The organism is Klebsiella sp. 64, assembly GCF_018223915.1.
Taxonomy (GTDB): Bacteria; Pseudomonadota; Gammaproteobacteria; order Enterobacterales; family Enterobacteriaceae; genus Klebsiella; species Klebsiella pneumoniae.
In genome coordinates this window covers 1-24898 of the sequence record NZ_JAGRQZ010000021.1, presented here as the reverse complement: position 1 = coordinate 24898, position 24898 = coordinate 1, and the positions used below count along the sequence as shown (strand labels likewise).

General features: G+C 62.3%; 23 protein-coding genes, 1 pseudogene and 1 riboswitch. Of the genes and pseudogenes, 17 read left to right on the top strand and 7 right to left on the bottom strand.

The features are described from left to right. The 3 genes from KHQ23_RS16630 to KHQ23_RS16620 all read left to right on the top strand — a co-directional run. A partial coding sequence (locus KHQ23_RS16630; protein ID WP_211777053.1) for a substrate-binding domain-containing protein occupies positions 1 to 606 on the top strand: 606 nt, incomplete at its 5' end. Between the two features lie 192 nt (positions 607 to 798). Then, positions 799 to 1722, top strand: a complete 924-nt coding sequence (locus KHQ23_RS16625) for a TIM barrel protein (RefSeq protein ID WP_023286468.1) — start codon at positions 799 to 801, stop codon at positions 1720 to 1722. Positions 1723 to 1735: 13 nt separating this feature from the next. Further along, positions 1736 to 2908, top strand: coding sequence for a Gfo/Idh/MocA family protein (locus tag KHQ23_RS16620; protein ID WP_009307818.1), 1173 nt, complete (start codon positions 1736 to 1738; stop codon positions 2906 to 2908). A 37-nt stretch (positions 2909 to 2945) separates the two neighbouring features. Here the strand turns inward: KHQ23_RS16620 and KHQ23_RS16615 are convergent, their stop codons facing one another. Both KHQ23_RS16615 and KHQ23_RS26635 read right to left on the bottom strand, forming a co-directional pair. Then, entirely contained in the window at positions 2946 to 4052 is a 1107-nt protein-coding gene (locus KHQ23_RS16615; RefSeq protein WP_004189956.1) for a DUF4056 domain-containing protein, read from the bottom strand. 65 nt (positions 4053 to 4117) lie between these two features. Then, positions 4118 to 4298: pseudogene (locus KHQ23_RS26635) on the bottom strand (hypothetical protein). Continuing rightward, a riboswitch (TPP riboswitch) is annotated at positions 4299 to 4400 on the top strand. Between the two features lie 68 nt (positions 4401 to 4468). Here KHQ23_RS26635 and tenA point away from each other — a divergent pair. The 7 genes from tenA to KHQ23_RS16575 all read left to right on the top strand — a co-directional run bounded on the left by tenA (position 4469) and on the right by KHQ23_RS16575 (position 11856). After that, complete coding sequence (gene tenA, locus KHQ23_RS16605) at positions 4469 to 5164, top strand: thiaminase II (protein ID WP_004189951.1); 696 nt, start codon at positions 4469 to 4471, stop codon at positions 5162 to 5164. Continuing rightward, a complete protein-coding gene (locus tag KHQ23_RS16600) occupies positions 5161 to 5889 on the top strand; it encodes an ABC transporter ATP-binding protein (RefSeq protein WP_004180001.1) in 729 nt (242 codons plus the stop codon). The genes tenA and KHQ23_RS16600 overlap by 4 nt, the downstream gene beginning before the upstream one ends. Beyond that, entirely contained in the window at positions 5886 to 6626 is a 741-nt protein-coding gene (locus KHQ23_RS16595) for an ABC transporter permease (RefSeq protein WP_032434580.1), read from the top strand. The genes KHQ23_RS16600 and KHQ23_RS16595 overlap by 4 nt, the downstream gene beginning before the upstream one ends. Positions 6627 to 6650: 24 nt before the next feature. Beyond that, complete coding sequence (locus tag KHQ23_RS16590) at positions 6651 to 7586, top strand: ABC transporter substrate-binding protein (protein WP_004176075.1); 936 nt, start codon at positions 6651 to 6653, stop codon at positions 7584 to 7586. Positions 7587 to 7892: 306 nt separating this feature from the next. Next, positions 7893 to 9278, top strand: a complete 1386-nt coding sequence (locus KHQ23_RS16585) for a diaminobutyrate--2-oxoglutarate transaminase (RefSeq protein WP_002905540.1) — start codon at positions 7893 to 7895, stop codon at positions 9276 to 9278. 9 nt (positions 9279 to 9287) lie between these two features. Beyond that, on the top strand, positions 9288 to 10769 hold the full coding sequence (locus KHQ23_RS16580; RefSeq protein WP_004217942.1) for an aspartate aminotransferase family protein: 1482 nt from the start codon (positions 9288 to 9290) through the stop codon (positions 10767 to 10769). A 193-nt stretch (positions 10770 to 10962) separates the two neighbouring features. After that, the gene (locus KHQ23_RS16575) at positions 10963 to 11856 is read left to right on the top strand and encodes a LysR substrate-binding domain-containing protein (RefSeq protein WP_004189944.1); all 894 of its coding nucleotides are present in this window, start codon (positions 10963 to 10965) and stop codon (positions 11854 to 11856) included. A gap of 729 nt (positions 11857 to 12585) precedes the next feature. Here the strand turns inward: KHQ23_RS16575 and KHQ23_RS16570 are convergent. The 4 genes from KHQ23_RS16570 to KHQ23_RS16555 all read right to left on the bottom strand — a co-directional run bounded on the left by KHQ23_RS16570 (position 12586) and on the right by KHQ23_RS16555 (position 17038). After that, complete coding sequence (locus tag KHQ23_RS16570; protein ID WP_004184155.1) at positions 12586 to 13776, bottom strand: cytochrome c biogenesis protein/redoxin; 1191 nt, start codon at positions 13774 to 13776, stop codon at positions 12586 to 12588. A gap of 102 nt (positions 13777 to 13878) precedes the next feature. Next, positions 13879 to 15222: an ATP-binding protein gene (locus KHQ23_RS16565; protein WP_038992540.1), complete on the bottom strand. Its 1344-nt coding sequence runs from the start codon at positions 15220 to 15222 to the stop codon at positions 13879 to 13881. Beyond that, positions 15219 to 15959: a response regulator gene (locus KHQ23_RS16560; RefSeq protein ID WP_047681409.1), complete on the bottom strand. Its 741-nt coding sequence runs from the start codon at positions 15957 to 15959 to the stop codon at positions 15219 to 15221. The genes KHQ23_RS16565 and KHQ23_RS16560 overlap by 4 nt, the downstream gene beginning before the upstream one ends. An 86-nt stretch (positions 15960 to 16045) precedes the next feature. Next, complete coding sequence (locus tag KHQ23_RS16555; RefSeq protein WP_032434588.1) at positions 16046 to 17038, bottom strand: alpha/beta fold hydrolase; 993 nt, start codon at positions 17036 to 17038, stop codon at positions 16046 to 16048. Between the two features lie 243 nt (positions 17039 to 17281). Between KHQ23_RS16555 and KHQ23_RS16550 the strand changes: the two genes are divergently transcribed. From KHQ23_RS16550 to pqqF, 7 genes are all read left to right on the top strand, one after another. After that, positions 17282 to 18301, top strand: coding sequence for a dipeptidase (locus KHQ23_RS16550; RefSeq protein ID WP_032434590.1), 1020 nt, complete (start codon positions 17282 to 17284; stop codon positions 18299 to 18301). A gap of 136 nt (positions 18302 to 18437) precedes the next feature. Beyond that, complete coding sequence (pqqA, locus tag KHQ23_RS16545; RefSeq protein WP_002905689.1) at positions 18438 to 18509, top strand: pyrroloquinoline quinone precursor peptide PqqA; 72 nt, start codon at positions 18438 to 18440, stop codon at positions 18507 to 18509. Positions 18510 to 18563: 54 nt separating this feature from the next. Further along, a complete protein-coding gene (gene pqqB / locus KHQ23_RS16540; RefSeq protein WP_032434592.1) occupies positions 18564 to 19490 on the top strand; it encodes a pyrroloquinoline quinone biosynthesis protein PqqB in 927 nt (308 codons plus the stop codon). Next, positions 19484 to 20239: a pyrroloquinoline-quinone synthase PqqC gene (gene pqqC, locus KHQ23_RS16535; RefSeq protein ID WP_032434594.1), complete on the top strand. Its 756-nt coding sequence runs from the start codon at positions 19484 to 19486 to the stop codon at positions 20237 to 20239. Before pqqB ends, pqqC begins: the two co-directional genes overlap by 7 nt. A 2-nt stretch (positions 20240 to 20241) precedes the next feature. Further along, complete coding sequence (pqqD, locus tag KHQ23_RS16530) at positions 20242 to 20520, top strand: pyrroloquinoline quinone biosynthesis peptide chaperone PqqD (RefSeq protein ID WP_004143686.1); 279 nt, start codon at positions 20242 to 20244, stop codon at positions 20518 to 20520. Further along, the gene (gene pqqE, locus KHQ23_RS16525; RefSeq protein WP_004184158.1) at positions 20507 to 21649 is read left to right on the top strand and encodes a pyrroloquinoline quinone biosynthesis protein PqqE; all 1143 of its coding nucleotides are present in this window, start codon (positions 20507 to 20509) and stop codon (positions 21647 to 21649) included. Before pqqD ends, pqqE begins: the two co-directional genes overlap by 14 nt. Further along, complete coding sequence (gene pqqF, locus KHQ23_RS16520) at positions 21649 to 23934, top strand: pyrroloquinoline quinone biosynthesis protein PqqF (RefSeq protein WP_032434596.1); 2286 nt, start codon at positions 21649 to 21651, stop codon at positions 23932 to 23934. Before pqqE ends, pqqF begins: the two co-directional genes overlap by 1 nt. Here pqqF and KHQ23_RS16515 read toward each other — a convergent pair. After that, entirely contained in the window at positions 23931 to 24668 is a 738-nt protein-coding gene (locus KHQ23_RS16515) for a glutamine amidotransferase (RefSeq protein WP_032417152.1), read from the bottom strand. The two genes, pqqF and KHQ23_RS16515, sit on opposite strands and share 4 nt — an antisense overlap. Positions 24669 to 24898: the final 230 nt, after the last annotated feature.

Sequence of the window (24898 nt, the reverse complement as noted above, 5' to 3'; positions counted from 1 at the left end):
GCCCGGGCCGCCGCCCGCGGCGTGCGGGTGTTCACCCTGCTTTCCGATCTGTCGGTCCCCCAGCGCAGCGGGTATATCGGCCTCGATAATCATAAAGCCGGGCGCACCGCCGCCTGGTTTATCGAGCGCTTATGCCGGGGGAATGGCGAAATTGGCATTATCATTGGCGATAATCGTTTTACCTGCCAGGAAAGCTGTGAGATCAGCTTTCGCTCCTGCCTGCGAGAACAGGGCAAGGGGCAACAGATCCTTGAGCCGGTTCGCAGTCATGAACGGGCGGATATCGCCAGGACCGTGACGGAACAGATGCTGACTCAGTACCCGGCCCTGCAGGCGATCTACGCCCCCTGCGGCGGCGTCGAAGGGATCGTCGACGCGCTGCGCGACAGCGGCCGTCAGCAGGAGATCGCTCTGGTCTGCCACGGTCCGCTCAGCGACAGTGAACTGGCCCTGATCGATGGCACCATCGACATCATGCTTAACCACCGGCTGGATGAGTTTGCCGCCGTTACGCTGCGCGCCATGGCGGACGCCGCTTCACGCCCCCATAGCGAGGTGATTTCACTCCCTCAGCCTTTCGATATCATCACCAAAGAAAATATGTAAATTTCCGGCTCCGTCTCCAGCGGAGATGGTTATCGGGCGGACCGCGCCACCTCTCGACTTGATAAAAAATTATCAAAATATCCATCAATTAAAATCATGATGATTATCATAAAATCAAAATTCCATCATTGTTGACAATGAAATCTTTATTCAATACTCAGCGGCATCCCTTGTATGAAAAAGGAAGCCGACATGATACATCCTATCGCTAACGCCCCCTGCAGCTGGGGCGTCGATGACCCGAAAAACCCTAACCTCCCTGCCTGGGCTACCGTGCTTAAGGAGGCGGCGCAGGCTGGCTATCGCAGCATTGAGCTCGGCCCCTGGGGTTATCTCCCCACCGATCCGGCCAGCCTGCGCGCGGCGCTGGAGCAGCATCAGCTGTCGCTGGTCGCCGGCACGATCTTTGACGATCTGGTGAGCGAGGCCCATTTCCCCACCCTGGTGGCGCTGACCCATCAAATCTGCCGCAATCTGTCGCAGGTAGCCGCTGCCGAACCGATCCCGGGCCGCCCTTTCCAGCCGCCCTATCTGGTGATTATCGACTTCGGCAACCCCGAACGGGCGCGCTTTGCCGGGCGCGGCGCGCTGGCTCCGCGCCTCAATGACAAAGACTGGCAGCGCATGATGGAGCACATTATCGCCCTTAGCACCCTCGCCTGGCAGGAGTACGGTGTGCGGGCGGTTATCCATCCGCACGCCGGGGGCAGCATTGAATTCGCGGATGAGATCGAGCGGCTGGCCAACGATATCCCGCACGACGTCGCCGGGTTGTGTCTGGACACCGGACATCTCTATTACGCCGGGATGGATCCGCTCGACTGGCTGGATCGCTATTACCACCGCCTGGACTATCTGCACTTCAAGGATGTCGACCCGCAGGTTTATCAGCGCGCTATCCATGAAGGTATCGACTTCTTCACTGCCTGCGCCGAAGGGGTGATGTGCCCGCTCGGCAGCGGCGCCATTGACTATCCGGCTATCCAAGACTTTCTTGCCCGCCGGGGGTATCAGGGCTGGATAACCATTGAACAAGAGCGCGACCCGCGCCATGCCGCAGGCAGCCTGCAGGCGGTCACGGAAAGTCTGCGCTATCTGCGCGACGTCGGATTCTGACAGGAGGCACGACATGATTAACGGTTTAAAACCTCTCGACCGCACCCTGCGCTGGGGCATGGTCGGCGGCGGCGGCAGCAGCCAGATCGGCTATATTCACCGCTCTGCAGCGCTGCGCGATAACACCTTCACGCTGCTGGCCGGCGCCTTTGATATTGATGCCGAGCGCGGACGCCAGTTCGGCCAACGGCTGGGGGTGGATCCCGACCGCTGTTACGCCGACTATCAAAGCCTGTTCCGCAGCGAGGCTGCCCGGCCTGACGGCATTCAGGCGGTGTCAGTTGCCACGCCAAATAACACCCACTATGCCATCTGTCGGGCCGCGCTGGAGGCCGGGCTGCACGTGGTGTGCGAAAAGCCGCTGTGCTTCAGCAGCGAGGAAGCTGACGAGCTGGTGGCGCTCAGCCAGCGGCGGCGCAAGATCATCGGGGTGACCTACGGCTATGCCGGCCACCAGCTGATCCTGCAGGCCCGGCAGATGATCGCCGACGGGCTGCTGGGCGATATCCGTATCGTTAATATGCAGTTTGCCCACGGTTTTCACGCCCAGCCGGTGGAACAGGAAAACGCCAGTACCCGCTGGCGGGTCGATCCCCGCTTCGTCGGCCCCAGCTATGTGCTGGGCGACCTGGCCACCCATCCGCTGTTTCTGGTCGAAACCATGGCCCCGCAGCTGAAGATCACCCGGCTGATGTGCGCCAGACAAAGCTTCGTCAAAAGCCGCGCACCGTTGGAAGATAACGCCCATGTACTGATGGAATATGACAACGGGGCCATCGGCTCACTGTGGAGCTCCGCCGTCAACTGCGGTTCGATGCACGGGCAAAAGGTGCGAATCATCGGTGAAAAAGCCAGTCTCGAATGGTGGGATGAACAGCCCAACCAGCTACGCTACGAAATCCAGGGCGAACCCGTGCGCATCCTCGAGCGCGGTATGGACTATCTCGATCCGCTGGCGCGTCAGGATGATCGCATCGGCGGCGGCCATCCCGAGGGACTGTTTGAGGCATGGTCGAATCTCTATCGCCGCTTCGCCATCGCCATGGATGCCGCCGACCGTCGCGACGAGGCGCTGCTGGCCGACTTCTGGTACCCGGACGCCCGCGCCGGGGCGTTCGGCGTCCGCTGGGTGGAAAACTGCGTGCGTTCTGCCGACAACGGTGCCTGCTGGGTCGACTTCCGCTAACTCGCCGGCTCAGGGCGTTCGTCCTGAGCCTTTACGGCTATTTTTCTGTCCGCGCCAGCTGGGTTTTATCCGCCTCATGGGCGCGGTCCGCCAGCCCCTGGAACGCTCCGGCGCCATAGTATTGCGCGGGAACCGGCAATGCCTGCATATCGTGCCCTGGATAGATCTGCAGTTCGCCGAGGTCGCGTAAGCGGAATCCCCCGACCTGCTCCGGCATGGTCAGGCGATACGGCGGCATGGTTTCGAATGGGACCGGCGTCGGCAGCCGGTTTTCCTGTAGATCGTAGTTACGCTTCAGTACCAGAAACTTATCCGGCACCCGCCGGTGACTGTTCCACCAGTCGCCGTCGATCTGCTGAAACATCGCTTCCGTCTCACCGCGCGTCGCCACCAGCAGCCGGGTCAGCACTTGTTTCAGCGCCGCATCCATGGCCTGGTTATAATCCTCCAGCGAACCGCCGTGGCCGCTGAGGATGATATTAATCGCCAGCCTCGCGCCCAGTAAATTGGAGTAGAGATCCTCGGGCGAAAAAGCGGAAATCTCTTCGGAAAACCCGGGGACCGACTGGAAGCCATACCACTGGGCGATCTCATGCCACTGGGCGATTTCGAAGGCCAGATGCCCGGCGAGCCAGGCCGCCAGCTGATAGCGCTGCCTGACGCCCGCCGGCGGCGTAAAGGCATTCAGCTGCACGCGGCGCACGCCCAGTTCTTCACTGTAGAAGATCCGCCCCGCCTGACCCAGCGTCGGCGCAATACGATTGAACAGATAAAAGGTGTTGTCCGCCGTATCGCGCACATGGGCGATATCAATAAACCCGCCGCGGCGGGTATAGATAAGCCCGTTCTGCTCCTCGCTGAGCCCCAGCAGATTTTTCACCGCACCGAACGCGCTGTCGTTGTAATGGTGCTTACCCAGCGTACCCAGAGTCAACACATTACCGATCTGGTACATCGGGATCGGAATGCCCGCCGCGCGCACGTGCAGGTCGTAACCAAAAGCGCAGCACGGTCGCAGCGACTCCGGCGGCGGCAGCTCACCGAGGGTGGGCGCCGTATGGATCGCCGTCACGGCGGGTAGCACCGGATCCTGCGCCAGCGCCGGCAGCGCCAGCGCGAATAATAGCCAGAAGGCTTTACGCATCAACAGCCTCTCCACAGCAATAAAAGTGCGCGCATCTTACCGGCAGATAGCGCCTGCGGTTTTAGTTAAAAACGGTATTCAGCGCCGACAACGAAACTATTGCGCGCGTAAAAGCCGCTCTTCCGTTCGTCGCGGCCCGGTGGTTAGTAGTTCTTGCGCGGAAAAGCGCTGGCTATCCCCCATTACCATCATCCTGCGGCAAGGTGGCGCGGTGATTGTATTCAAAAGGTGAATGTCGTATAACATAGCGCTACCGAGGGGTGTCCCGTGAGGGCTGAGATGGCGCAAGCCGAACCCTTTGAACCTGATCTGGGTCATGCCAGCGAAGGGACGGGTCGGCAATTTTGCCAGCATTACCGCCATTGCCTGTTCACACCCCTGCACGCCCGGATCTCCCCTGAATAAATGGAGGTCCTGTGATCGTTCCCGCTTTTAGCCAAGGTCTTTACGGCCGTTTACGCCAGCTGGCCGCCGCTGACTGGCAGCGCTATGTGGCGCATCCTTTCGTCCAGCAACTTGCCTCTGGGACGCTGGCGGAAAACGCCTTTCGTCGCTATCTGACCCAGGATTATCTGTTTCTGATTCACTTTGCCCGCAGCTACGCGCTGCTGGTGAGTAAACTGCGCACGCTGCCGGAGATGCGGGCCGCGGCCGCCTCGATGAATGCCATCCTCAACGAACTGCCGCTGCACGTCGGCTACTGTGCCCAGTGGGGGATTAGCGAACCGGAGATGGCCGCCCAACCTGAAGCCCCCGAAACCCTCAACTATACCCGCTATGTGCTGGATATTGGCCACTCGGGTGACGCGCTGGATCTGCTGGTCGCCCTGATGCCCTGCGTCGCGGGCTACGCCGAAATCGGTCTCGGCCTGCTGCAACATCCCGCCACCCGACTGGACGATAACCCCTACGCCTCATGGATCCGCAACTATGGCGATGAAGGCTATCTGCAGGGCGTCAGCGCCGCGCTGGCGCTGTTGGAAACGGTGTGGCAGCAGCGCGGGAGCGAGGCGCGAATCACTGAGCTGAGCGAGATTTTCACCACCGCCACCCGCCTTGAGGCGCAGTTCTGGCAGATGGGCCTCAACGCCGCGGCGGAGACCCGGGCGTGACGGCGCCGGGTATCGAGGTCCGTGGCCTGAGCCTGCATGTCGGCGACCGTCGGCTGTTCGACAACCTGTCGTTTACGGTCCCCGGCGGGCAGTGGGTGTCGCTGCTCGGCGCCAGCGGCGCCGGCAAAACCAGCCTGCTGCGGGTGATGGCCGGTCTGGCGCCCGCCACCCGCGGAGAAGTGGTCGCCAGCGATGGGCAACCGATTCAGGGCCGTCTGGCGTGGATGGGGCAGAAAGATCTGCTCTACCCCTGGCTGAGCGTTAGGGACAACGTCGCCCTCGGCGCGCGGCTGCGCGGTGAAAAAGTCGATCGTGCCCGGGTCGCCGCCCTGCTTGAACAGGTTGAGCTTTCATCCTGCGCCGACGCCCGCCCGGCGACTCTCTCCGGCGGCATGCGTCAGCGCGCCGCGCTGGCGCGCACGCTGTATGAGGATCGCCCCATCGTGCTGATGGATGAGCCTTTCTCGGCGCTGGATACCCTCACCCGTACGCGCATTCAGACCCTGGCGGCCACCCTGCTGGCCGGTCGCACGGTGGTGCTTATCACCCACGATCCGCAGGAGGCCTGCCGGTTGAGCCACCGCCTGCTGGTCCTCTCGGCGGCCGACGGCGACATTGATGATAGCCATCACCTCGCCGGCACACCTCCGCGCGCGCCGGACGCGCCCGATCTCCTGATCGGCCAGGCCGCCCTGCTGCAGCAGCTGATGAGGGCCCAACCATGACTGGACGTCTCTGGCGCGGCGGCATGGTATTCGGCGGGCTGATGCTCCTCTGGGGTCTGGCCAGCCGCAGCGGCATTCCCCATTTTCTTTTACCGTCCCCGCTGGCGGTCGCCGAGGCGCTATGGGTTAATCGCGCCTATCTCGGCTGGCATACGCTTATCACGCTCAGTGAGATCCTGAGCGGCCTGGCGCTGGGCGTGACGCTCGGCGTCACCCTGGCGCTGGGCATGATCCTCTCCCCCCGTCTGCAGCGCTGGCTGATGCCGCTGGTGCTCACCAGTCAGGCGATCCCGGTCTTTGCCCTCGCCCCGCTGCTGGTGCTGTGGCTGGGCTTTGGCATGAGCGCCAAAGTGGCGATGGCGGTGCTGGTGATTTTCTTTCCGGTGACTTCCGCCTTCTTTGATGGCTTGCGGCGGGTCAACCAGGAGTATCTCGATCTGGCGCGCAGCATGAATGCCTCCTTCGGCGCTCAACTGCGACATGTCCGCCTGATGGCCGCCCTGCCGGCGCTGGGCTCGGGCCTGCGCATGGCGGCGGCGGTGGCGCCCATTGGCGCGATCATCGGCGAATGGATCGGCTCCGCCGAGGGGCTGGGCTACGTCATGCTCAACGCCAATGCGCGACTGCAAACCGATATCTGCTTCGCCGCGCTGTTTATTTTAGTACTACTGACCCTCCTGCTGTGGCTGGCGGTAGATACCCTGCTACACCGGCTGATCGACTGGTCGCCGGAATAAGAATGACGTAATAAAGGAAAACAGATGAAAAAGTCGCTATTCGCCGGGGCAACCTTGACCGCCCTGTTCAGCGGCCACGCGCTGGCTAATGAACCGCTGACGCTGGTGCTGGACTGGTACATTAATCCCGACCATGCGCCAATTATGGTGGCCGAGCAGATCGGCGCCTTTAAGGCCCAGGGGCTGGACGTCAGGATTATCCCCCCTTCCGATCCCGCGCTGCCTCCGCGCATGGTGGCCGCCCGTCAAGCGGATCTGGCCATCACCTACCAGCCGCAGGTGCACTTCTTTGCTGACGAAGGGTTACCGCTGGTGCGTGTAGGGACTCTGATTAATTCGCCGCTGAATACGGTTATCGCCCTGGATAAGCAGATCAAAACCCCGGCAGATCTACAAGGCAAGAAGGTGGGCTACTCGGTCAGCGGAATTGAGCAGGCCACCCTGGCGACCATGGCGCAACATGCAGGGATCGATCCGGCCAGCATCAAACTGGTGAACGTCAATTTCCAGCTGACCAGCGCCCTGCTGGCCGGCCAGGTGGACGCGGTTATCGGCGGCTATCGTAATATAGAAGCGCAGGAGCTGAAGCTGCAGGGCAAAACGCCGGTGGTGATGAACGTCGAAGATTACGGCGTGCCGGCCTATGACGAGCTGGTGATTGTCGCCCATCGCGACGCAATTCATGAGGCGAAGATCCGTAAATTCCTCACCGCCCTGCAGGCGGGAGTGGGCTATCTGCGCGCCCATCCGCAGAAGAGCTGGGAGGCGTTCGCCGCCGCCCACCCGGAGCTTAGGACCGAACTCAACCACCAGGCGTGGTTGCAAACCGTGCCCCTGTTCGCCACCGATCCGGCAGCGCTGGATAAAGCGCGCTACGAGACTTACGAACAGTTTTTATATAACAATAAGTTGGTGAAAAAAGTTACACCTTTAACAAATTATGCGGTGCAACTGCATTGAGTCTTGCTATCGCTGACGGAAGGCATTCCGTCAGCGCTTTAACGTAGCGGCAATAAAAATATAGAGACTTTCTCACTAATAATTACACTTTAAAGGGTTATAGTGACAGAGCGTTGTTCTATTATAATTCAGCGAGTTACGTTAATTTTGCCCCTGGTAAGAATAACGTCAAAATAGCGCAATCAATAAAACGTTGAATGCGGATTTAAAAAGCCATATATTGTGCGCGCTTTATGAATGCCAATTCAATTTCTTACACCAATTATTCAACCAGCGTTCAACCGCAATGCTGGTTGTGGGAGTGATATGATGACGGATAAAGTCCGTATTGATACTTTACGTGCCGATTTATTAGACGCAAACAACGAAACCTTTTTGGCCCGTCAGGCCGAATTCGAATCGAATGTCAGGAGTTACCCGCGTAAGCTGCCGCTGGCTATCACTAAAGCCGAAGGCGTGTGGCTGACGGATGCGGATAACAAACAGTACCTGGACTGCCTCGCGGGCGCCGGTACTCTCGCTCTGGGCCACAACCACCCTGATGTATTGCAGAGCATCCAAAGTGTCATTACCAGCGGCTTGCCGTTACATACTCTCGATCTTACCACCCCGTTAAAAGATCGCTTCTCCGAATACCTGCTCTCTTGCCTGCCGGGCGAAGGGAAAGAATATTGCCTGCAGTTCACCGGCCCGTCCGGCGCTGACGCCGTGGAAGCCGCGCTGAAGCTGGCGAAAAAATACACCGGTCGTACCGCGGTGATCAGCTTCTCCGGCGGCTATCACGGGATGACCCACGGCGCGCTGTCCGTTACCGGCAACCTGTCGCCGAAAGCGGCGGTTAACGGCATGATGCCGGAAGTCCAGTTCATGCCTTACCCGCACCTGTATCGTTGCCCGCTGGGCATCGGCGGCGAAGCCGGCGTGAAAGCCCTGACCTACTACTTCGAAAACCTGATCAACGACGTGGAGAGCGGCGTCCGTAAACCGGCGGCGGTGATCCTTGAAGCCGTGCAGGGCGAAGGCGGTGTGAACCCGGCGCCTGTCGAGTGGCTGCAGCGCATCCGCAAAGTGACCGAAGAGCACGGCATTCTGCTGATCGTCGATGAAGTGCAGGCCGGCTTTGCCCGTACCGGTAAATTCTTCGCCTTCGAGCACGCCGGTATTCAGCCGGACATCATCGTGATGTCGAAAGCGGTTGGCGGCGGGCTGCCGCTGGCGGTGCTGGGCATTAAAAAGCAGTTCGACGCCTGGGAACCGGGTCACCACACCGGCACCTTCCGCGGCAACCAGCTGGCGATGGCCACCGGCCTGACCACCCTGCGTCATCTGCGCGACAACAAGATCGCCGACAAAGTCGCCGCCCAGGGCGAGTGGCTGAAAGGTAAACTGGCCGAGCTGCAGAAACGCTACCCGGTGATTGGCCACGTTCGCGGTCTCGGTCTGATGATCGGTATCGAAATCGTCAAGCCGAACGAAGCGCAGGATCACATGGGCTGCTACCCGGCTGACGGCGAACTCTCTGCCCTGCTGCAGAAGAAATGCTTCGAAGCGGGCCTGATCCTCGAGCGTGGCGGTCGTCACGGCTGCGTGCTGCGCCTGCTGCCGTCCCTGCTGATCAGCGACGCGGAGCTGGACGTGTTCCTCGACAAATTTGAACAGGCCCTGCTGGCCGCCGGCGTAAAACCGGTCTGAGTGGAGTAAGTGACCGCCATGTCCACATTGAATCCGATTCTTGCTGGCTCAGCGCAGAGCGTTGAAGCCTATCAGCAGGTTATCGAGCAGACCAGCCAGGCCGTTGTGCAGTGGCTGAAGCAACCTGAGATGTATCAGGGGAAAAGCGTTGACGAGCTGCGTGAGCGTATCTCCCTTGAATTTAACGAACAGGGTTTGGGTAACCAGGCGGCGATTGATCGTGCGATCGAGTACTTCCTGAAAGACAGCCTGTCGGTGCATCACCCGCAGTGCGTGGCGCACCTGCACTGCCCGAGCCTGGTGATTAGCCAGGCGGCGGAAGTGCTGATTAACGCCACCAACCAGAGCATGGACTCCTGGGATCAGAGCCCGTCGGCAACCATTATCGAGATGAAGCTGATCGAATGGCTGCGCGCCCGGGTCGGTTTTCCGGCGGGCGACGCCGGCGTCTTCACCAGCGGCGGCACCCAGAGCAACCTGATGGGCCTGATGCTGGCGCGCGACGCCTTCTTCGCCCGTCAGGGCCACTCCATCCAGCAGGATGGGCTGCCGGGGGATATCCGCAAGTACAAAGTCTTGTGCTCGGAAAACGCCCACTTCTCGGTGCAGAAGAACATGGCGCTGATGGGCCTCGGCTACCGCTCGGTAACGCTGGTGAAAACCGACGAATTCGCGCGGATGGACGTGTCCGACCTGCAGGCGAAGATTGCGCAAGCGCAGGCTAACGGCGAGCAGATCATGGCGATCGTGGCCACCGCCGGCACCACCGACGCAGGCGCTATCGACCCGCTGCGCGACATCGCCGGTATCGCTGCGGAACATCAGATCTGGCTGCACGTTGACGCAGCCTGGGGCGGCGCGCTGCTGCTGTCTGAGCAGTATCGTGACTACCTTGACGGTCTGGAGCTGGTGGATTCCGTTACCCTAGACTTCCATAAGCAGTTCTTCCAGACCATCAGCTGCGGCGCATTCCTGCTGAAGGACGCGCGCCATTACGAGCTGATGCGTTATCAGGCGGCCTATCTGAACTCCGAGTTCGATGAAGAACACGGCGTACCGAACCTGGTGTCTAAGTCGCTGCAGACCACCCGTCGCTTCGATGCGCTGAAGCTGTGGATGGGTCTGGAAGCGCTGGGCCAGAAACAGTATGCGGCGATCATCGATCACGGCGTCACGATGGCGAAAAACGTGGCGGAGTACGTGAAGTCGCAGCCGACGCTGGAGCTGGTGATGCAGCCGCAGCTGGCGAGCGTGCTGTTCCGTTCCCGTCCGGCGCAGATGGCCGGGAGCGACGCGGCGGCTATCGCGCTGCTCAACCAGCGCGTCGGCGACGCCCTGCTGGCCTCCGGCCGCGCTAACGTCGGCGTAACCGAGCACAACGGCGTTACCTGCCTGAAGCTGACCCTGCTGAACCCGGTGGTGACGCTGGATGACGTGAAGGTTCTGCTGAACCTGGTGGAGCGCACCGCTCAGGAGCTGCTGGCGCAATAACCTGCCTTAGCGAGGCGGCGCCTGCCGCCCCGCTGTCAGCCTTGCCTGCAATAAGCCGATAATGTCCTTATCGGCTTTTTTTATTTCTTTCCGCACCGCTAATGCTCTCTTCGCAGGGCCCGTTGACCCCTGCCCCTCGCGATGCCACAGTACTATCCCGAAAATAACAACGTTCAGGATAAACGTCCTGAAAATGGGGATGATGATGGAGAAACGCTTACCAGGGCTGGATCTCGACGCCCTGCGCAGCTTTGTGACCGGCATGGAGTGCGGCAGTTTCGCCCAGGCAGCGCTGCGCCTGTCGCGTTCCACCTCCGCGGTCAGCGCCCAGCTTAAAAAGCTGGAGAGCCAGTGCGGTGCGGCGCTGGTGACCAAACAGGGGCGGCATCTGGTGCTCACCGCGGAAGGCGAAAAGCTGATGAGCTACGCCAGACGCCTGCTGGCGCTCAATGATGAAACCCTGCGCGCGCTGCAGGGTGAGCGGCTCACCGGCGAGATCCACCTTGGTATGCAGGAAGATTTTGGCGAATCGCTGATGCCGGGGATCCTCGGGCAATTTAAACGGCATCATCCGCAGGTGCGGATAGTCGCCAGGGTGGATCGCAATGGTCCGCTGCACCAGGCGCTGGCGGAAGAGGCGCTGGATCTGGCGCTGCTGTGGCAAAACGAAGATCAGGGTTCCGGGCTGGGCCTCTGCCCGCTGGCGTGGATTGCGCATCCTGACCTGGATATTCGCGCTTTGCTGGTCTCCGGCGAGCCGCTGCCGCTGGTGATGTTCGACAGCCCGTGCCTGATGCGCTCCCGCGCCATTGCCTGTCTCGATGCCGCGGGGATCCCCTGGCAGGTGGTGTTCGTCAGCCACAGCCTGAGCGGCATTTGGGCGGCGGTGCAGGCCGGGCTGGGCCTGACGATACGCACCCGCATCGGCATGCCAGGCAACCTGCGCCCCGCAGGAGGACTCCTGCCAGCGCCAGGAAGTCTGGCCATCAGCCTGCGACAAACCCCGCGTGAGGAATCGCATTCCGCCGCCGTGGCGCTGCTCGGCGAACTGATGACCGAGGCCCTGCAGGGATGGCTCGACAGGTGACACTGTCACGCCATCCCTGCGCGCTCGTGTAGGCCGGGCAAGCGCAGCGCCGCCCGGCAATGGGCACAAGAGATGAACGGATCCGTCCGGCAGTCACCGGCAATAGACATCCAGCGCCTCTCCCGCTTCAATGCCCGGTGGCGGCTGCGCCTTACCGGGCCTACACTCTCCCTGCGCGCTCATGTAGGCCGGGCAAGCGCAGCGCCGCCCGGCGATGGGCACAAGAGATAAAGGGAACCGTTCGGCAGCCACCGACAATGGGCATTCTGCGCCATTCCCGCTTCAATGCCCGGTGGCGGCTACGCCTTACCGGGCCTACATTCTCCCTGCGCGCTCATGTAGGCCGGGTAAGCGCAGCGCCGCCCGGCAACAGGCACAAGAGATGAACGGATCCGTCCGGCAGTCACCGGCAATGGACATTCTGCGCCTCTCCCGCTTCAATGCCCGGTGGCGGCTGCGCCTTACCGGGCCTACATTCTCCCTGCACGCTCCTGTAGGCCGGGCAAGCGCAGCGCCGCCCGGCAATGGGCACAAGGGATGAAGGGAACCGCCCGGCAGCCACCGACAATGGGCATTCTGCGCCTCTCCCGCTTCAATGCCCGGTGGCGGCTGCGCCTTACCGGGCCTACATTCTCCCTGCGCGCTCCTGTAGGCCGGGCAAGCGCAGCGCCGCCCGGCATCAGGTATAAGGGCTGGAGGGTTCCGTCCGCCAGACGCCTGCGCCGCGGGTCAGGCTTTGCTCTCCTGCAGCAGCTGCTGGATCACCTGCTCCTGGCGGGCATAATCCCCTTCGCCGAATGCGGTATAACGCAGCTGTCCGCGAGCGTCGAAAATGTAATGCGCCGGCCAGTACTGATTGCCGAAGGCGTTCCAGATGGCGTACTCATTATCCGCCACCACCGGGTAGGTTATCCGCCAGTCCTTCACCGCCTGGCGCAGCAGGGGCAACGAACGCTCCCAGGGATATTCCGGGGTATGAACGCCAATCACCACAAGGCCCGCCGCGCGGTATTTGTTCGCCCAGTCGCGCACGTAAGGCAGGGTATGCTGACAGTTGATACACTCCCGGGTCCAGAAATCCACCAGCACCACTTTGCCCTTCAGACGCTCCGGAGTTAACGCCGGGCTGTTGATCCATGCGCTGCCCCCCGCCAGAGAGGGCATCGCGCTGCTGGGCTGCGGCGCGGCGATCGGCTGGAGGCTGGTCTTTTGCTCCGGCTGCGGCAGACGGGCGGCCAGCCGCTGCTCCAGCGCCTGGCTCAGTCCACCAGCGCTTTGCAGATAGCGATCGCCGCCGCTGGCGATCAGCGCCACCGAGGCCAGCATCGCCCCCCCTGCCAACCGGCGCAGCCGTTCGCCGAACGCCTGTCCGCGACGCAATCTGGCGATCAACGCCGCCCCGCACCACCCCAGCAGGAATAACATCAGCGCCCCGCCGCTGCCGTAGGCCAGCAGCAAGCCGCCGGTAGTCGCCTGCCCCGGATGCACAAAGCCCAGGCTAAGTATCGCCCCCAATACCGGCCCGGCGCACGGCGCCCACAGCAGGCCCACCGCCAGCCCGGCCAGCAGAGAACCGATCCAGCCGCGCTGGCGTGAACTGGCATCGTTAAGCTGATTCCCCAACGCTACCAGGGGTGAGGTCAGCCGTTGCGCGACGCGTTGCGAAAGCAGACTCAGCCCGACCAGGGCGAAGAACGCCAGCGCCAGACCGCGGCCTGCGAGGGTCAGATTCACCACCCAGCCGCTGGCGACCGTCACCAGCCAGGAGACAGCGCCGAACATCAGCGCCATTCCTGCCAGCATGATCGCCAGCTGCCCCCGGCGGCCCCGGACGCTGGCGAACAGCAGCGGGATCACCGGCAGCGTACAGGGGCTCAGCAGGGTTAACATTCCGCCCAAAAATGCAATTAATATCGACATCGCCTTCTCCTCATTATGCCGTCGCTGCCGAGAGTGGCAGCCACGACATTACAGCAAGGCCATGTAAGGCGAATGTGTCGGGAAAGGGGGAGAACTGTCGGCTTAGTTATCCGTCTTTCCCGGAGATACATCAGGATACAATCCCGCCGCGGCAAGGCGAACGCTGGCGTCCAGGCCGCCCTGCGGGCGGTTGGCCAGGCGCAGCGCGCCGTCCATCTGGCTGACCAGCTGCGCGGCGATCGCCAGCCCCAGGCCGGTGCCGCCGGTATCGCGATTGCGCGAGTCCTCCAGGCGATAAAACGGCTGCAGCACCGCCTGCAGCGAGGCCTCGGGGATCCCCGGCCCCTCATCCAGCACATGAAGGGTGATATCCCCCACGGCGTCACGGGTCAGGGTTACCGTGGCCGTCGTACCGAATTTCAAGGCGTTATCGATAAGATTGGTCATCACCCGGCGCAGAGCCTGCGGCGGGATCCACACCACCCCGGCGGTCTCTTCGGGACAAAACTGGACCGGCCGGCCGACATCGGCATAATCGCAGACGATGGTGTCGAGAAACGCATCGAGATTCAGCCGCTGTCGCGCCTCCTCCAGCGGCTGCGAGGTGCGGGCGAAGGCGATGCCCTCCCGCACCAGACGGGTCATATTGTCGAGATCCTGCAGTAGCTTATCGCGCAGTTCCGGCTGGTCGGCCATCTCCACCCGCAGCTTCATTCGGGTTATCGGGGTTTGCAGATCGTGGGAGATGGCGGCAAGGATCCGCGCTCGCTCCTGCAGATGATCGTGGATGCGCGCCTGCATCGCGTTAAACGCGCGAGCGGCGCGACGCACCTCCTCCGGCCCCTGCTCGGCCATAGTTCCCGCCGTGTCGCTGGCCGGCTCCAGGGCATTTACCGCGTGGGTAAAGCGGGAGATGGGCAGCAATACCTGGCGAACCGCGTACCAGGCGCAGGCCAGCAGGAGGACAAACTGAGCGATCAGCACCACCGGCAGCCAGCGGGCGATGGCCGGTAGTTTCGGCCACAGGTCGAGGGTCAACGGCGCGCCGTCGTGAAGGGTAATATGGGCCTGAATATGCTGCCGCGGGCCGGGGATCGCCACAATACTTACCGGATACTGCGCGCTCAGCGCCTCCTGCAGGGAGCGCGCTGCGTCCCGGGCGCGCCAGCTGTCCGGGTAATCGCCGCGCTCCCCGGCGTCCAGCAGATAGCGATAATTGCCGCGCGCCAGCTTGGGCAGCCATTGTGGGCGCTCAGCGGCCGGCAGGCGGTCAAGGATCGCCACGCTGGTGGCGACATCGGAAGCCAGATTGCCCAGCATCACGCTGCGAGCGCTGCTCATACGCTCATAAAACAGCAGCGACAGGGTTAAGGTATTCGCCAGCAGCAGCGCCAGAAACAGCAGCGCCATCAGCCTCGACTGCAGCGAGGCGGGCCAGAACCTCATTCATGCCTCTCGCGAATGGAGACCGGCACCGACAGCACATAGCCTTCGCTGCGCACCGTTTTAATGTAGGCCGGCTCGCGAGCATCCTCCCGTAGCCGCTGGCGCAGTCGGCTCACCAGCAGGTCAATTGACCGCTCAAACAGTTCCGCGTCGCGTCCCTGGGTCAGATTGAGCAGCTGATCGCGGTTCAGCACCCGCTGGGGATGGTCGAGAAACACCCGCAGCAGCCGATACTCCGCCCCGCTGAGGGCGACGATGGCCCCGCTGTCGTCCAGCAAATGGCGAGCGGCAGTGTCGAGCAGCCAGTCGCCAAAGGCGATCAGCCTGCCCGCCTCGGTGATCTGCAGGTTCGGCGGCAGCGCCCGGGTGCGGCGTAAAATGGCTTTGATGCGCGCCAGCAGTTCGCGGGCCACAAAGGGCTTAATCAGATAATCGTCAGCCCCCATTTCCAGGCCGAGGATCCGGTCGCTGTCATCGGTGCGGGCGGTGAGCATCAGCACCGGGATATCCTGCTGCTGGTTAGCGCGCAGCTGGCGACAGAGCGTTAAGCCATCCTCGCCCGGCATCATAATATCCAGCACAATCAGGTCAATTTGATGGTTTTTGAGTACCGACCACATGGCTTTGCCGTTCGCCGCGCCGCTGGCGCGATATCCCGATTTTTCCAGATAGTCGACAATCAGTTCCCGGATGTCGCGGTCGTCGTCGACGACCAGGATGTGGTCAATACGCTCCAAAGGCTGCTCCTGGGGCAAAATAAACTCTTCACAAGCATAAGCCGTGTTGCCGGAAGCGCAACGTCGCGCCGCCGGCAAGGCGCGGGTTACAAACGATCGGCGTCCACCACCGCCTGCACAAACGCCGTCGGATCCTCCTGCGGCGGGTTATGGCCCACCGCTCCCGGCAGATCCCGGTGCTCATATTTACCGGTAAATTTGGCACGGTAGCTGGCGGGAGCCGGATGCGGCGCGCCGTTATTCGCCCCTTCCAGGGTGATGGTGGGCACGGTTATCGGCGGTAGCGCCGCCAGCCGTTGTTCATAGCCGGCATACTTCGCTTCCCCTTTCTCCAGCCCCAGGCGCCAGCGGTAGTTGCTGATGGTGATCGCCACATGGTCCGGGTTATCCAGAGCCCGGGCGGTTTTGGCAAAGGTCGCGTCGCTGAATTGCCACTGCGGCGACGCCTGATGCCAGATAAATTTCGCAAAGTCGTGGGTGTTTTGCCGGTAACCGGCCTCCCCACGCGGGGTGGCAAAATAGAATTGATACCACCACGACAGCTCAGCCTGCGGCGGCAGCGGTTTTTCGCCAATCTGCTGACTGCTGATCAGATACCCGCTCACCGAGACCAGGGATTTCACCCGCTGCGGCCACAGCGCGGCGACGATATCCGCCGTGCGCGCGCCCCAGTCAAAACCGGCCAGATCCGCCTGCCTGATGTTGAGGGCGTCCATCAGATGGACAATATCGGCCGCCATCGCCGACGGCTGACCGTTACGCGGCGTGCTGGCGGAGAGGAAACGGGTCGTGCCGTAGCCGCGAAGATACGGCACGATCACCCTGTAACCCTTCTGCGCTAGAGCCGGCGCCACCTGGGCATAGCTCTGAATATCGTAGGGCCAGCCGTGCAGCAGGATCACCGGCTGGCCGTCGCGCGGGCCGATATCCACGTAGCCAATATTCAGGTCGCCGGCGCGGATCTGCTGGATCTTGTCGAACGTCCCCGCGTCTTCAGCGGCGCAAACGGCGGCGGACCACAGGGTGGATAACCCCAGCGCCACGGCGCTGGTATAGCGGATCAGGGATAATCTGTTCATCGTTTTCTCACCTTTTATCGTCATCAAGAGAGTACGTGACCAGTAAAGCGGAAATTTGTATCCGCCATGTGCCCGACCGGGGCCATTTTTATCTCTTAATGTCAGCGCTGCGCCGCGAGATACAGTGTGATACAAAGTCGAGGTTGGCAATTGTTGCGGGCATGTGAATTTATGCTTGCCCCGGGAGATAAATCCGTTACCGTGGCAGGCATTTTTCACCACTTAAGAACGCAGGAACCCGCTATGGCGATTTTTGATGGTCACAATGACCTGCTGCTGAATCTCTGGCTTCACCATCGCGAGGATCCGGTGAGCGCCTTCTTTGCCGGGATAGAGAACGGCCATCTCGACTATCCGCGCATGCTGCAAGGCGGATTTGCCGGCGGGCTATTCGCGCTATTCGTGCCACCGCAGGAATATATTGCCCGTATGACGCCGCAATACGCCAGCCAACGATGGGATCCGATCGATATCCTCTGGCAGCAACTGGCCATCCTGAAGCAACTTATCGCGCACTCCGCTGGACGCTTGAGATTGTGTCTGAGCGCGGCGGATATCGAGCGCTGCCGCGAGGATAAGGTACTGGCGATGGTGGCGCATATTGAGGGTGCCGGAGGTTTTGATGGCGAGGGCCGCGACCTGCAGGCCTTTTATGCCGCCGGGGTCCGCAGCATTGGTCCGTTCTGGAATATTGCGAACCGCTTCGGCAGCGGCGTTAACGGTTCGTTTCCCGGTAGCCCGGACACTGGGCCTGGACTGACATCGGCAGGTATCGATCTGATTAAGCAGGCCAATGCCTTGAAGATGCAGATGGACGTGTCTCATATGAATGAAAAAGCGTTCTGGGATACCGCCCATCACTCAACGTCACCGCTGGTGGCCACCCACTCCAATGCCCACGCCCTGTGCCCGCAGCCGCGCAATCTGACCGACCAGCAACTGCGGGCGATCCGCGACAGCGGCGGCGTGGTGGGCGTCAATTTCGGCAATGCTTTCCTGCGCGCCGACGGCCGGCGCGATAGCGACACGCCCTTAACCACCATTGTCCGGCATATCGACTATCTTATTAACATAATGGGTGAGGATCATGTGGCCCTTGGCTCGGATTTTGACGGCATCACCCTGCCGGACGAGCTGGGCGATGTGGCCGGCTTACCGCGGCTTATCAATACGTTGCGCGCTAGCGGCTATGATCAATTGGTGCTGGATAAGCTGCTGTGGCGTAACTGGCTACGGGTATTAAAAAATGTTTGGCAACAATAGGTTATATTGTAAACATAAAGTTAATTCCTTACAGATTCCGGGTTGATCTCTCTCCCGGTGAAGCGCAATATGCGGCAGCCGTCACAGATCCACCATTATCCGTGAGGCCTGTAGTCATTTTTAAGAGGAACAAAACATGTGGAAGAAACCTGCTTTTATCGATTTACGTCTCGGTCTGGAAGTGACGCTGTACATTTCTAACCGTTAATCGCCCCGCCCGCCGTTCGCGCGGGCACCTTCATTCATTACCCGGTCCGTCTTCATGTTCATTAAAGTCCTCGGTTCCGCCGCCGGCGGCGGTTTCCCGCAATGGAACTGCAACTGCGCCAACTGTCAGGGTCTGCGCGATGGCACCATTCAGGCTGCCCCCCGCACCCAGTCGTCAATTATCGTCAGCGACAACGGTAAAGAGTGGGTGCTGTGCAACGCCTCGCCGGATATCAGCCAGCAGATTGCCCATACCCCCGAGTTAAATAAAGCCGGCGTACTGCGCGGAACGCATATCGGCGGCATTATTCTCACCGACAGCCAGATCGACCACACCACCGGGTTGCTGAGCCTGCGGGAAGGCTGCCCACATCAGGTCTGGTGCACCCCGGAGGTTCATGAGGATCTCTCCACCGGCTTCCCGGTATTTACCATGCTGCGGCACTGGAACGGCGGCCTGGTGCATCATCCCATCGCTCCGCAGCAGCCTTTTACCGTTGACGCCTGTCCTGATTTGCAGTTTACCGCGGTGCCTATCGCCAGCAACGCGCCGCCCTATTCGCCGTATCGCGACCGGCCGCTGCCGGGTCATAACGTGGCGCTGTTTATCGAAAACCGCCGCAACGGGCAGACGCTGTTCTATGCCCCGGGGCTGGGTGAGCCTGATGAACCCCTGCTACCGTGGCTGCAAAAAGCGGACTGTCTGCTGATCGATGGCACCGTCTGGCAGGATGACGAGCTGCAGGCCGCCGGCGTCGGACGCAATACCGGGCGCGATATGGGCCACCTGGCGCTCGGCGACGAGCACGGGATGATGGCCCTGCTGGCCTCTCTGCCGGCAAAACGCAAAATTCTCATTCATATTAATAACACCAACCCGATCCTTAACGAGCAGTCTCCCCAGCGCCAGGCGCTAACGCAACAGGGGATCGAAGTGAGCTGGGACGGGATGGCAATCACCCTTCAGGATACCGCATGCTGATCACTGACACGCTGTCGCCGCAGGCCTTTGAAGAGGCTCTGCGGGCTAAAGGCGCCTTCTACCATATTCACCACCCTTACCACATCGCCATGCATAACGGCGACGCGACCCGCGAGCAAATTCAGGGCTGGGTGGCGAACCGGTTTTATTACCAGACCACTATTCCGCTGAAAGACGCGGCGATTATGGCCAACTGCCCGGATGCGCAAACCCGGCGCAAATGGGTGCAGCGGATCCTCGACCACGACGGCAGACACGGCGAGGACGGCGGGATTGAAGCCTGGCTGCGGCTGGGGGAAGCGGTCGGTTTGAGCCGCGACGATCTGCTCAGCGAGCGTCACGTGCTGCCCGGCGTGCGCTTCGCAGTGGATGCCTATCTCAATTTCGCTCGTCGCGCCTGCTGGCAGGAGGCGGCCTGCAGCTCCCTGACCGAGCTGTTCGCCCCGCAGATCCATCAGTCGCGCCTCGACAGCTGGCCGCAGCACTATCCATGGATCAAAGAGGAAGGCTACTTTTACTTCCGCAGTCGTCTGAGCCAGGCCAATCGCGACGTTGAGCATGGCCTGGCGCTGGCGAAGGCCTACTGCGACAGCGCTGAAAAACAGAACCGGATGCTGGAGATCCTGCAGTTTAAGCTCGACATTCTGTGGTCGATGCTCGATGCCATGACCATGGCCTATGCCCTGCAGCGCCCGCCCTATCACACGGTCACCGACAAGGCGGCCTGGCACACGACCCGACTGGTGTAATCATGCAGAAAACGTCCATCGTTGCCTTTCGTCGCGGCTACCGACTGCAGTGGGAAGCCGCCCAGGAGAGCCATGTGATCCTCTATCCGGAGGGTATGGCCAAACTCAATGAGACCGCCGCGGCGATCCTCGAGCTGGTCGATGGCCGGCGCGACGTCGCGGCGATTATCGCCATGCTTAATGAACGTTTCCCGGAAGCAGGCGGCGTCGATGACGACGTCATCGAGTTCCTGCAGATCGCCTGTCAACAGAAGTGGATCACCTGCCGTGAGCCAGAGTAAACCCACCGTCAATCCGCCACTGTGGCTGCTGGCGGAGCTGACCTACCGCTGCCCGCTGCAGTGTCCCTACTGTTCCAATCCGCTGGACTTCGCCCGGCAGGATAAGGAGCTGACCACCGAACAATGGATCGAGGTCTTTCGCCAGGCGCGGGCGATGGGCAGCGTTCAGCTGGGCTTTTCCGGCGGCGAGCCGCTGACCCGTAAAGATCTGCCGGAGCTGATCCGCGCCGCGCGCGACCTCGGGTTCTATACCAACCTGATCACCTCCGGGATAGGGCTGACGGAGAGCAAACTGGACGCCTTCAGCGAGGCCGGGCTGGACCATATCCAGATTAGCTTCCAGGCCAGCGATGAAGTGCTCAACGCCGCGTTGGCCGGCAACAAAAAAGCCTTCCAGCAGAAGCTGGCCATGGCCAAAGCCGTGAAAGCGCGCGACTACCCGATGGTGCTCAACTTCGTTCTCCACCGGCACAACATCGACCAGCTCGATAAAATTATCGAGCTGTGCATTGAGCTGGAAGCCGATGACGTTGAGCTGGCCACCTGCCAGTTCTACGGGTGGGCGTTTCTTAATCGCGAAGGGCTGCTGCCGACCCGGGAACAGATCGCCCGCGCCGAGCAGGTGGTCGCTGACTACCGGCAGAAAATGGCCGCCAGCGGCAACCTCACCAACCTGCTGTTCGTCACCCCGGACTATTACGAAGAGCGGCCGAAAGGCTGCATGGGCGGCTGGGGATCGATTTTCCTCAGCGTCACCCCGGAAGGCACCGCCCTGCCTTGCCACAGCGCGCGCCAGCTGCCGGTGGCGTTTCCGTCGGTGCTGGAGCAGAGTCTGGAATCGATCTGGTATGACTCATTCGGCTTCAATCGCTACCGCGGGTATGACTGGATGCCGGAGCCGTGCCGCTCCTGTGATGAAAAAGAGAAGGACTTCGGCGGCTGTCGCTGCCAGGCCTTTATGCTGACCGGCAGCGCCGATAACGCCGACCCGGTGTGCAGCAAATCTCCGCATCATCACAAAATCCTCGAGGCCCGGCGCGAAGCGGCCTGCAGCGACATAAAAGTCAGCCAGCTGCAGTTCCGCAACCGTACCCGCTCGCAGCTGATCTACCAAACCCGGGACCTGTAATGACGCTGGCGACCCGCACCGTCACTTTGCCGGGCGGCCTGCAGGCCACCCTGGTCCATCAGCCGCAGGCGGATCGCGCGGCTGCCCTGGCGCGGGTCGCCGCCGGCAGCCACCACGAACCGTCGCGCTTCCCTGGGCTGGCGCACCTGCTGGAACACCTGCTGTTTTACGGCGGAGAGCGCTACCAGGATGATGACCGACTGATGGGCTGGGTGCAGCGCCAGGGCGGAAGCGTGAATGCCACCACCCTGGCTCGCCATAGCGCGTTCTTTTTCGAGGTTGCCGCCGATGCTCTGGCTGATGGTGTCGCGCGTCTACAGGAGATGCTGCAGGCCCCGCTGCTGCTCAGGGAAGATATTCAGCGCGAAGTGGCGGTGATTGACGCCGAGTACCGCCTGATCCAGCAGCATGAGCCATCGCGCCGGGAAGCCGCGGTGCGCCACGCCGCCAGCGCGCCCGCGGCGTTTCGCCGCTTTCAGGTAGGCAGCGCCGACGCGCTGGCGGGCGATCTCGCTGCGCTGCAGGCCGCCTTAGGCGATTTTCACCGCACCCATTACGTCGCCCGGCGAATGCAGCTCTGGCTGCAGGGGCCGCAGTCGCTGGAGGCGCTCGGCGAGCTGGCGGCCCGTTTCGCCGCCGGGCTTGCCGCAGGCGAGCCTCCGCCGCCGGCGCCGCCGCTGCGCCTGGGCGAGTTCACTGCACTGCAGCTGGCGGTCTCCAACCAGCCCGCGCTGTGGCGCTGCCCGCTGATCGCTTTAAGTGACAACGTCACGTTACTGCGCGAGTTTTTGCTGGATGAAGCCCCCGGCAGCCTGATGGCCGGCCTGCGCCAGCGCCGGCTGGCCGGGGATGTGGCGCTGAACTGGCTGTATCAGGATCGGCACCTCGGCTGGCTGGCGCTGGTCTTCGCCAGCGACCGGCCGGAAGAGGTCGACCGGCAGATAACCCACTGGCTGCAGGCGCTCCAGCAAACGACGCCTGAGCAGCAGCAACACTACTATCAGCTATCCCGCCGCCGCTTTCAGGCGCTGTCGCCTCTCGATCAGCTGCGCCAGCGGGCATTCGGCTTTGCCCCCGGCGCGCCGCCCGCCGGGTTCGCCGATTTTTGCGCCGCCCTGCAGGTCGCCCCGTCGGTCAGCCTGGCCTGTCAAACCGTTTCCCCAGGGGAGCCTGTTGCCACCCAGGGCTTTAGCCTGCCGCTTAGCCGCTGGCGCCGCCGCCCTGAGTCTGACCCGGCGCTGGCGTTCGCTTTCTATCCGCAGGCCGCTGGCGATCTCGTTGCCAAATGCCCGGAGAAAGCCGCGCCGCTGCTCCATCTCCCGTCACCGGGAGATCCGCCGAGGCTCCTGCTGCGACCGCCCTTCTACTGCTCGCCCGATCAGGCCGAGGGGCTGGCGCGTGGGGAACAGCTGCGCCCACTGCTTGCCGCCCTGCGCCATGCCGGGGGACACGGCGAGTGGCATCTGTTCGACGGCAGCTGGCAGTTGACCCTCCAGCTGCCGGAGCCCGGCCGACGGCCGGAAGCGATCCTGCAGGCCATTCTGCGGCAGCTCGCGCTCCCGGTCGCCTCGCTGACCCCACCGCCGGATAGTATCGCTATCCGTCATCTCATGGCTCAACTCCCCGAACGGCTGGGTACATCCGGGCATCAGGAAGGTTGGCTGGCGGCCCTGGCCGGCGGCAGCGCAGAAGATGCGCAGTGGGTAGCGCGTCAGCTGAGCCTGATTACCGCCCCGGTTAATCCGCCGATGCCCGCTCCGGCGCCCTGCCGCCGCGGCGTCGAACGTCTGGTTTATCCGGGAGGCGATACGGCGCTGCTGGTCTTTATTCCGCTGCCGGATGGCGCCTCGCTGGCGGCCCTGCGGCTGCTGGCGCAGCATTGTGAGCCGCTATTTTTCCAGCACCTGCGGGTGGAGCAGCAGATTGGCTATGTGGTGAGCTGCCGCTATCAGCGGGTCGCCGATCGCGACGGGCTGCTGATGGCGCTCCAGTCCCCGGATCGCCGCGCCGGGGAATTGCTGCGCTGTGGTAAAGACTTTCTGCGCCAGCTGGCCCCCATGGATGAGGCGACCTTCAGACCGCTACAGCAGCGCCTGGCCGCTCAGATCCGTGCCAGCAGGCCGCCAGAGGCGCGGGCGCTGTCCGCCCTGCGTCAGGAGTATGGTTTACCAGAGCTAACGCCGCAGGCGGTCGACGCGCTGCGCGTTGCAGAGGTGGCCGATCTGGCACGCGAAATGACCCGCCGGCGTCGCCGCTGGCAGGTGCTATTCACGACAGGGGATTAATGGCCGGGGGCATCCGGGGTCAGAAAGGCGCTGACGAAGCGCGTAAGGATCGCCGCGCCCTGCGGGCTCTCCTGCACCTCTTCGTGTAACCGCTGCGCGTCAATACCTTCCGCCTGCAGCACCGCCTCCCGGTGGCGGATCAGCGAACGGGCTATCGGCGCGGTAAATTCCGGGTGAAATTGCGTAGAGACCGCGTGCGGCCCATAGCGCACAATCTGGTGGGGATCGTGGGAGGACGCGGCCAGCACCGTGGCCCCTTCCGGCAGACGAGTCACGGTTTGCAAATGGCTCAGATGCGCAGGAAATGTGGCCGGCAGGCCGCTCAGCAGCGGATCATCGACACCCCATGGCGACAGCGTAATGGTTTGGCTGCCGCTTTCCCGCCCGCCAGGATGATACGCCACCTCGCCCCCCAGGGCATGGGCCATCAGCTGATGACCATAGCAAACGCCGAACAGCGGCATGTCGATAGCCACCGCCTGCCGGATCCAGTCGGCGGTCCGTTCGCTCCACGCCAGACGATCGGTCACCATCGCCCACGAGCCGGTTAGCACCGCTATGGTCTGGTTATCCGGCGTCGGCAGCGGTTCATCTTCAAACACCCGCACCGTGGTGAGCTGCGTCTGCCACGGCGCCAGCAGCGTGCGAAACCAGCGCGGCAGATCGCCATGCGCCTGGCGAATGGCCGTCGGCGGCGTGCCGGTCTGGACCAGCAGTAATCGGTTACGTGTCACCTTTCCTCCTCGCTCCGGGTCATGTTCCCGGTAAAACACTATGCCGCCGGGAAGACGATGGGACAAATAACCAATTACTATGGACGATGCGCCTGCGGAATAAGTCCTGTCGCTTACTGGGCATCGGCGCTGTCACGCTGCGGCACATCGGCTGCCGCCGAAGATGCCTGCTGCGGGACAAAAATATGGTCCAGGATGGCGCGCGCCGTCGGTCCGGCCACCACCCCATC

Excerpts from the sequence above, each read along its gene's own strand:
- KHQ23_RS16625 (WP_023286468.1), top strand. The coding sequence starts at position 799 with ATGATACATCCTATCGCTAACGCCCCCTGCAGCTGGGGCGTCGATGAC.
- KHQ23_RS16620 (WP_009307818.1), top strand. The coding sequence starts at position 1,736 with ATGATTAACGGTTTAAAACCTCTCGACCGCACCCTGCGCTGGGGCATG.
- KHQ23_RS16615 (WP_004189956.1), bottom strand. The coding sequence starts at position 4,052 with ATGCGTAAAGCCTTCTGGCTATTATTCGCGCTGGCGCTGCCGGCGCTG.
- KHQ23_RS16595 (WP_032434580.1), top strand. The coding sequence starts at position 5,886 with ATGACTGGACGTCTCTGGCGCGGCGGCATGGTATTCGGCGGGCTGATG.
- KHQ23_RS16590 (WP_004176075.1), top strand. The coding sequence starts at position 6,651 with ATGAAAAAGTCGCTATTCGCCGGGGCAACCTTGACCGCCCTGTTCAGC.
- KHQ23_RS16585 (WP_002905540.1), top strand. The coding sequence starts at position 7,893 with ATGATGACGGATAAAGTCCGTATTGATACTTTACGTGCCGATTTATTA.
- KHQ23_RS16575 (WP_004189944.1), top strand. The coding sequence starts at position 10,963 with ATGGGGATGATGATGGAGAAACGCTTACCAGGGCTGGATCTCGACGCC.
- KHQ23_RS16570 (WP_004184155.1), bottom strand. The coding sequence starts at position 13,776 with ATGTCGATATTAATTGCATTTTTGGGCGGAATGTTAACCCTGCTGAGC.
- KHQ23_RS16565 (WP_038992540.1), bottom strand. The coding sequence starts at position 15,222 with ATGAGGTTCTGGCCCGCCTCGCTGCAGTCGAGGCTGATGGCGCTGCTG.
- KHQ23_RS16555 (WP_032434588.1), bottom strand. The coding sequence starts at position 17,038 with ATGAACAGATTATCCCTGATCCGCTATACCAGCGCCGTGGCGCTGGGG.
- KHQ23_RS16550 (WP_032434590.1), top strand. The coding sequence starts at position 17,282 with ATGGCGATTTTTGATGGTCACAATGACCTGCTGCTGAATCTCTGGCTT.
- pqqB (WP_032434592.1), top strand. The coding sequence starts at position 18,564 with ATGTTCATTAAAGTCCTCGGTTCCGCCGCCGGCGGCGGTTTCCCGCAA.
- pqqC (WP_032434594.1), top strand. The coding sequence starts at position 19,484 with ATGCTGATCACTGACACGCTGTCGCCGCAGGCCTTTGAAGAGGCTCTG.
- pqqD (WP_004143686.1), top strand. The coding sequence starts at position 20,242 with ATGCAGAAAACGTCCATCGTTGCCTTTCGTCGCGGCTACCGACTGCAG.
- pqqF (WP_032434596.1), top strand. The coding sequence starts at position 21,649 with ATGACGCTGGCGACCCGCACCGTCACTTTGCCGGGCGGCCTGCAGGCC.